Here is a 3,599-nt window from a genome sequence, read left to right as displayed (position 1 = left end):
GGGCGGCCAGCGGCGTGGGATATGGAAAAAAGGCTTGCGCGACTCGGGGCGGGGCGGCAATAAATTACGCCAAGAAGCGGACATGACGCCGCCAACCGCAACACACGGTCGAGCAGGCCCGAAAAATGGACACCGCATGACAGAGCGGCGTGAACGCATCGACCGTCTGGTGGCGGAACATGCCGAGAAACTCTCGGCCCAGTTGCAGGCCCACCGGGCGCAGCTGTTCCCCCCCGACACGCAGCGCAACCTGCGCACGTTTACCAGCGGCGAGGTGGCGGTCCTGCTGGGCGTCAAGGACGCGTACCTGCGCAAGCTGCACCTGGAGGGGCGTGGGCCGGAGCCCGAGATCCGGGGCGGCGGGCGGCGGCACTATACGCTGGCGCAGGTGCACGAGCTGCGCCGGATGCTGGACCGGGGGCGGGGCACCTATCTGCCGGGGCGGCGGGCGGGCGATCATCTGCAGGTGATCTGCGTCATCAACTTCAAGGGCGGGTCGGGCAAGACCACCACGGCCGCCCACCTGGCGCAGAAGCTGGTGCTGGACGGGCACCGGGTGCTGGCCGTCGACCTCGACCCGCAGGCGAGCCTGTCGGCGCTGCACGGCTTCCAGCCCGAATTCGATCTGGCCGACGGCGGCACGCTCTATGATGCGATCCGGTATGACGACCCCCTGCCCCTGCGCGATGTGATCCGGCCGACGTATTTCACCGGCCTCGACATCATCCCCGGCAACCTCGACCTGATGGAGTTCGAGCATGATACCCCGCGTGTGCTGGCCGCACGGTCCGGTGACATGTTCTTTACCAAGGTTGGGGAAAAATTAGCGGAGGTGGAGGCGGATTACGACATCGTCGTGATCGACTGCCCCCCGCAGCTGGGGTTCCTGACCATGTCCGCGCTTTCGGCCGCCACGGCCGTCCTTGTCACCGTCCATCCGCAGATGCTCGATGTGATGAGCATGTGCCAGTTCCTGCTGATGACGTCGAACCTGCTGGGGGTGGTGGCGGATGCGGGCGGGTCGATGGAATACGACTGGCTGCGGTATCTGATTACCCGGCATGAGCCCGGCGACGGGCCGCAGACACAGATGGTGGGATTCATGCGCGCGCTGTTCGGCGATCATGTGCTGAACCATCCGGTGCTGAAATCCACCGCCGTGTCGGACGCGGGCCTGAGCAAGCAGACCCTGTACGAGGTCGAGCGCAACCAGTTCACCCGCGCCACATACGAGCGCGCGATGGACAGCCTGAACGCGGTCAACGGCGAAATCGAGGGGCTGATCCAGGCCGCCTGGGGGAGGTAGAATGGCACGCAAGGATGTCCTTCGTGGCCTGATGGCGCCCGCAACCGGCAACCCCCCTGCCCCGCCGCGCAGCACGCGCGGCGCCATCGGCGCGGTCAACCAGTCCATCGCGGAACTGCGCACCCGGTCCCTGATCGAGGTGCCGTGCGACATGATCGACGACGCGGGCCTGCCCGAACGGATGGAGGCCGAGGCGGGCATCGAGGCGCTGGCCGAATCGATCCGCACCTATGGCCAGCAGGTCCCGGTTATGCTGCGCCACTCGCCCAACACCGAGGGGCGCTACGAGGTCGTCTATGGCCGCCGCCGGGTTGCGGCGCTGAAACACCTCGGCCAGCCCGTCCGCGCGCTGGTGCGCGAGCTGACCGACCGGGAGCTGATCGTCGCCCAGGGCCAGGAGAACAGCGCCCGCCGCGACCTCAGCTTCATCGAGAAGGCTCGATTCGCCAAGGCCATGGCCGGCATGGGGTTCGAGCGTCCGGTGATCTGCGACGCGCTATCGATCGACAAGACGGTGCTGAGCCGGATGCTGTCGGTGATCGACGCCCTGCCGGAGGAGGTGGTGGAGGCGATCGGCCCCGCCCCCGGCGCGGGCCGCGACCGCTGGCTGGCGCTGGCGGAGCGTGCGCGCGGCCGCCCCGCGCGGGATCTGGTGGCCGCCGCCCTCGGCCCCGACAGCGACGCGCGCTTCGCGGCCGTGTTCGCGGCGCTCGCCACCCCCCGCGCCCAGGCTGAACCGTTACGCGCGGGCGACGCCCAGATCGGACGCATCCGCCGGGGCAAGACCCGCACCGCGCTGGAGGTCGCGCCGGATTTCGGCGACTGGCTCGCGGCCAACATCGACAGGCTTCACCGCGACTGGAAATCCGGTCGTGACTGAGGGAACCCCGCAACCAGCCAAGGGAGGCACGCAAACGGCATAAACCAAAGAAAAGACCCCCCGGGACATGACATCCCGAAGGGCCCATCTTCAGTGATCTAGCAGTCCCGAAGATAGTGCCCGAAGTTGACAGCTGTCAACCGTGTCTTTTGACCCGGGCGGTCGCGGTTTGCCGCGTGACACGCACATGTACCACATTTCCCTGACGCCCTTCGGGCGCCAGCCGGTGACGGCCGCCCATCTGGCCGCCGCAGCGCGGGCCGAGGCCCCGGCGCCGGTCGCGCGCATCTGCAAATGGGCGCTGCTGCGCGACCTGACGGCGGCGCGCGCCGACTATGGCCTGCGCGACCGCGATCTGGCAGTGCTGTCGGCGCTGTTGTCGTTCCACCCCGAGGGAGATCTGGAGGATGGCGCGGCGCTGGTCGTCCACCCCTCCAACACGCGGCTATCGGAACGCGCGCATGGCATGGCCGAAAGCACCCTGCGCCGGCATCTGGCGGCGCTGGTTTCCGCAGGCATGATCGTGCGGCGCGACAGCCCCAACGGCAAACGCTATGCCGCGCGGGGGCCCGAGGGGCGCGTCGCCTTCGGGTTCGACCTGCGCCCGCTGCTGGTGCAGGCGCCCGAGATCGCCAGCCGTGCCGCCGCCGCCCGTGATGCCGCCCTGTGCCTGCGCCGACTGCGCGAGGCGACGGTGATCGCGCTCCGCGACACCGCAAAGCTGCTGGCCTGGGCGGCGGACGGCGGCGCCCCCTGCCCCGCGCTGACCGAGCGGCACGCAGATCTGGCACGCGGATTGCGCCGCAAGATGGACCTCACCGCCCTCGGCGCGCTGCACCGCGCAGCCCTCAGCCTGCGCGATGAGGTCAAACCGCTGGTGATCCATGAAAAAACAGAAGTTCCGGGCGGCAGCCCCCGCCGGATTGAGCGGCACGTTCAGAGTTCAGACAAAGATCTAAGAGAATCTGAAACACCCCCGAAGGAAAGCGCAACCCCGCCCCTGCCGCTCGAGCTGGTGCTGAAGGCGGCGCCCGAGATCCTGCACCATGCCCCGCATGGCATTGCGCGTTGGCGCGACCTGCTGGCCGTCGCGCAGCGATTGCACCCGATGATGGACATCAGCGCCGACGCCTGGGCCGAGGCCTGCCGCCTGATGGGGCCCGAGGCCGCGGCGGTGACGCTGGCGTGCATGCTCCAACGCTCCACCCGCATCGCGCGGCCGGGGGGATATCTGCGGCGATTGTCCGCCAAGGCAGCCCATGGAAGGTTCAGCCCGCTGCCGATGGTGATGGCGTTGTTGCGAGCCGAGGGTCTCCGCGCGGCCTGAGTTGACAGCTGTCAACCAAGGCCCGCCGTTGACACCCCCTGCCCCGGCCGACACGGTGCCCGAAAACAGGATACGATGCCCCATGC

3 protein-coding genes are annotated in these 3,599 nt (G+C 68.8%); all 3 read left to right on the top strand.

Annotated features, from left to right (window positions below; all coding sequences use genetic code 11):
* Positions 1 to 136: 136 nt before the first annotated feature.
* Positions 137 to 1,306 carry a plasmid partitioning protein RepA gene (gene repA, locus CCR87_RS00805; protein ID WP_201155432.1) on the top strand — a complete coding sequence of 390 codons (1,170 nt, stop codon included), beginning with the start codon at positions 137 to 139 and terminating at the stop codon, positions 1,304 to 1,306.
* 1 nt (position 1,307) lies between these two features.
* Positions 1,308 to 2,186, top strand: coding sequence for a plasmid partitioning protein RepB (repB, locus tag CCR87_RS00800; protein WP_201155431.1), 879 nt, complete (start codon positions 1,308 to 1,310; stop codon positions 2,184 to 2,186).
* A 187-nt stretch (positions 2,187 to 2,373) separates the two neighbouring features.
* On the top strand, positions 2,374 to 3,513 hold the full coding sequence (repC, locus tag CCR87_RS00795) for a plasmid replication protein RepC (RefSeq protein WP_242511778.1): 1,140 nt from the start codon (positions 2,374 to 2,376) through the stop codon (positions 3,511 to 3,513).
* Positions 3,514 to 3,599: the final 86 nt, after the last annotated feature.

It is taken from the genome of Rhodobaculum claviforme (assembly GCF_016653255.1).
Taxonomy (GTDB): domain Bacteria; phylum Pseudomonadota; class Alphaproteobacteria; order Rhodobacterales; family Rhodobacteraceae; genus Rhodobaculum; species Rhodobaculum claviforme.
The sequence above is the reverse complement of the archived record's forward strand: the minus strand, read 5'-3'. Positions and strand labels throughout refer to the sequence as shown.